Source organism: Streptococcus sp. HSISS3, assembly GCF_000448605.1.
Lineage (GTDB): Bacteria > Bacillota > Bacilli > Lactobacillales > Streptococcaceae > Streptococcus > Streptococcus raffinosi.
The window spans coordinates 478,601-482,646 of record NZ_CM002130.1 but is presented as its reverse complement, the minus strand read 5'-3'; the positions used below and the strand labels follow the sequence as shown (position 1 = coordinate 482,646).

At 41.6% G+C, this 4,046-nt stretch carries 3 protein-coding genes; 2 read left to right on the top strand and 1 reads right to left on the bottom strand.

Annotation, left to right across the window (positions count from 1 at the left end; genetic code table 11):
* Together HSISS3_RS02460 and xerS are read left to right on the top strand one after the other, a co-directional pair.
* On the top strand, nucleotides 1–1,861 hold a 1,861-nt coding region (locus HSISS3_RS02460; protein ID WP_167546241.1), incomplete at its 5' end, for an Ig-like domain-containing protein.
* Between the two features lie 360 nt (nucleotides 1,862–2,221).
* A complete protein-coding gene (gene xerS / locus HSISS3_RS02455) occupies nucleotides 2,222–3,295 on the top strand; it encodes a tyrosine recombinase XerS (RefSeq protein WP_021151623.1) in 1,074 nt (357 codons plus the stop codon).
* Between the two features lie 222 nt (nucleotides 3,296–3,517).
* Here the strand turns inward: xerS and HSISS3_RS11910 are convergent.
* A partial coding sequence (locus tag HSISS3_RS11910; RefSeq protein WP_167546240.1) for an LPXTG cell wall anchor domain-containing protein occupies nucleotides 3,518–4,046 on the bottom strand: 529 nt, incomplete at its 5' end.

Genomic DNA, 4,046 nt, shown 5'->3' with positions numbered 1-4,046 from the left:
AGATACAGAAGCTCCAGCTAAACCAGTTGTTAACACAGACCTTACAGGTAAAGCAGGCACTAAGACACCAGTTGAAGTAAGTGCAGAACCAGGAACTAAGGTTGAGTTGTTCGATAAAGACGGCAACAAGATTGGTGAAGCTACAGCTGATGAAAATGGTAAAGCTACAATCACGCCAACGGTTGATATTCCAGAAGGTAATGTGACAGTTAAAGCGACAGATGCGGCAGGTAACACTTCAGAAGCAAGTGACCCAGCTAAGGCAAGCGCAGATACAGAAGCGCCAGCTAAACCAGTTGTTAACACAGACCTTACAGGTAAAGCAGGCACTAAGACACCAGTTGAAGTAAGTGCAGAACCAGGAACTAAGGTTGAGTTGTTCGATAAAGACGGCAACAAGATTGGTGAAGCTACAGCTGATGAAAATGGTAAAGCGACTATCACACCAACAGTTGATATTCCAGAAGGTAATGTGACAGTTAAAGCGACAGATGCGGCAGGTAACACTTCAGAAGCAAGTGACCCAGCTAAGGCAACTGACACAACAGCTCCAGCAGCGCCAGTTGTGAATACTGTTAAAGCAGGTGATACTGCAGTAACAGGTACAGCCGAAGCAGGCTCAACCGTAGAAGTTACTCTTCCAGATGGCTCTAAAGTATCAGCAACAGCTGATCAAGATGGAAACTACAGTGTTCCGGTAAGTGGCTTGAACGAAGGTGACACAGTTTCTGTCACTGCGACAGACGAAGCTGGTAATAAGTCAGATGCGACAACTGCAACTGTAGCGAAAGCAGATGATAAGACAGCTCCACTAGCACCAGTTGTGAACACCGTTAAAGCAGGTGATACTGCAGTAACAGGTACAGCTGAAGCAGGCTCAACCGTAGAAGTCACTCTTCCAGATGGCTCTAAGGTATCAGCAACAGCAGACAAAGATGGTAACTTCAGCGTTCCAGTAAGTGGTTTGAACGAAGGTGCTACAGTATCTGTGACTGCGACAGATAAAGCAGGCAACACTTCTAACCCAACATCAGTGACTGTAGGTAAGGGAACTGATACAACAGCTCCAACAGCACCGGTTGTAAACCCAGTTAAAGCAGGTGATACTGCAGTAACAGGTACAGCCGAAGCAGGCTCAACCGTAGAAGTTACTCTTCCAGATGGCTCTAAAGTATCAGCGAAGGCCGACAAAGAAGGTAACTTCAGCGTTCCAGTAAGTGGTTTGAACGAAGGTGCTACAGTATCTGTGACTGCAACAGATGAAGCAGGCAACACCTCTCGCCCAACATCAGTGACTGTAGGTAAAGGAATTGATACGACTGCTCCGTCAGCACCGGTTGTGAACACTGACCTTACAGGTAAGGCAGGTACTCGTACACCAATCGATGTTATTGCGGAACCAGGATCAACAGTTGCCCTCTACGATAAAGATGGCAACAAGATTGGTGAAGCCACAGCTGATGAAAATGGTAAAGCTACTATTACTCCAACTGTTGACCTTCCAGAAGGTAATGTGACAGCGAAAGCGACAGACCTAGCAGGTAATGTCTCAGAAGCTAGCGCCCCAATGCTTGCAACAAGGGGTGGATCAACAGATACCTTTAATAATGGTAAAGGTTCTGATGTTGCCCAAACGACTGTGAAACCATCACCAGTTGTAGATGTTCAGGCAGTGGATTCATCAGATAAGCACATGAATCTCAAAGCAAGAGCGACTATTTCAGCAGCTCAAAAAGATACTTCTACCCTTCCAGCGACAGGAGAAGAAGCATCAACGGCAGCTGTAGTACTAGGAGGAGTTCTTGCAGCATTTGGACTTACTTTGGCAGGTAAGCGTAAAAAGAAGACTAAGATAAATTAAAAATCTTGTTGAAGTGATTTATTAAGTCATCTGAGTTTTCAGAAAAAGACTCATCCCACTGGGGTGAGTCTTTTTGGCTGTTGAAAAACACTATTTTGAGTTTTTATCCTTTTTTATTTATATATCCTGCGTTTGTTATACTGACATCGCTAGATAAAATGCGATTTACGATAGAAATAATCATATCAGTAAGTTATTAGATGGGGTAAGTCTTTACTTTTTAACAAATAAATTTTTGTGAATAGCTAGTTTAGAAAATATTGTCGCATTCGTGTGTTCGGAAAATAGATATTTGTTGAATACACATATTAGTTATGATAAACTACTACTAACAAGAAAATTGTTAGATTTGAGGCTAATATGAAACAAGAAACACTTATGAAAAATATAAACGAGTTGCTTGAAATTATGCCTTGGTATGTTAAGGAATATTATCAAGCAAAGCTCGTTATTCCATATAGCTACAAGACACTGTATGAGTACTTAAAAGAATATAGACGATTTTTTGAATGGTTGATTAGCGATCATGAGAAATTGGGTGAAACTGTACGTTATGCAGACTATGATACGATTGCTGATGTTCATATTGATGAGCTGGCCCATTTACCAAAGTCTGTTATCGAAGGCTACTTTGTTTACCTTCGTGAAAATACTGAGCGTCGTTCAATATCTGAAGTCAGTATTATTCGAACTAAAGATGCCCTCTCTAGTTTGTTTAAGTATCTTACTCAAGAAACTGAGGACGACGAGGGTGAGCCTTATTTCTACCGAAATGTCATGGTTAAGGTGAAAATCAAGAAACCTAAAGATACCTTAGCTAGTCGTGCAGATAACATGAAAGAAAAACTCTTTCTAAACGATACACAGTCTTTCCTAGATTATATCGACAATGAGCACGAAAAGAAAATCTCAAAACGTGCCCAGGTATCGTTTGTCAAAAATAAAGAGCGTGATCTTGCTGTTATAGCACTTCTACTCTCAACTGGAGTCCGTTTATCTGAACTAGTGAACCTAGATATGCAAGATGTCAATCTAGCCACAAGGACGATTACAGTTATTCGAAAAGGTGGTAAAAAGGACGTTGTAAATATCGCTCCATTTGGTATACCTTATATTGAGCGTTACTTAGAAATTAGGAAGGGACGCTACGCAGCAAGTGATTCAGATAAAGCATTCTTCTTAACGACTCAAAATAAAGTGCCTGCAAGGCTTGGAACACGTTCTGTCGAGCTTTTGGTGAAGAAGTTATCTACCGCCTATGGTAAACCCACTACTCCCCACAAATTGCGACACACACTTGCGACACGTCTATATGAGCAAACAAAAGACAGCCTCCTAGTCTCCCAACAATTAGGACACAAGGGGACTGCGATGGTAGAGGTATATGCACACGTAGCTGCAGAGACAACTAAGGAAGCTTTGAGTGATTTATAACTCATTTAATGGTTAATACATTATACACGATATATAGTTAATAAATAAACTATGTATATGGTAATGAAGACTATAAATTGTTAACACAGTTTATGATAAGTTAGAAAAAACGAGGAATCTCCTTAAATAGGAGGAGATTCCTCGTTTTTCGTTACTATTTAACATTTAGAGACGACTGTTTCAATGGTCTCGTTCTTTAAGTTTGCCTCTAGTTATTGTTTATTATGAACGTCTGTGACGCCCTTTATAAACGAAGCTTGTCAAACCAAGTCCTACCAAAACCATACCTAACATACCTACTTTAGAGTTTGTATCCCCTGTTTTTGGTAAGTCCTGACTTGTCAATTTTCCATCAGTTTCTGATTTAATTCCTGCACTACGTGTTTGTGTATATGAAGGAGTAACAAAATTCATGGAATGATTGTCTTTTGTAGGAACTAGACTTGTAGCAGGTGTTGTGCTGACCGCAGGAGCTTCACTAGTAGCAGGTGTTGTGCTGACCGCAGGAGCTTCACTAGTAGCAGGTGTTGTGCTAACTGCAGGAGCTTCACTAGTAGCAGGTGTTGTGCTGACTGCAGGAGCTTCACTAGTAGCAGGTGTTGTGCTAACTGCAGGAGTCTCACTAGTAGCTGGCGTTGTGCTGTTCGCAGGAGCTTCACTAGTAGCTGGCGTTGTGCTAACTGCAGGGGTTTCACTAGTAGCTGGCGTTGTGCTAACTGCAGGGGTTTCACTAGTAGCAGGTGTTGTGCTA

Excerpts from the sequence above, each read along its gene's own strand:
- xerS (WP_021151623.1), top strand. The coding sequence starts at position 2,222 with ATGAAACAAGAAACACTTATGAAAAATATAAACGAGTTGCTTGAAATT.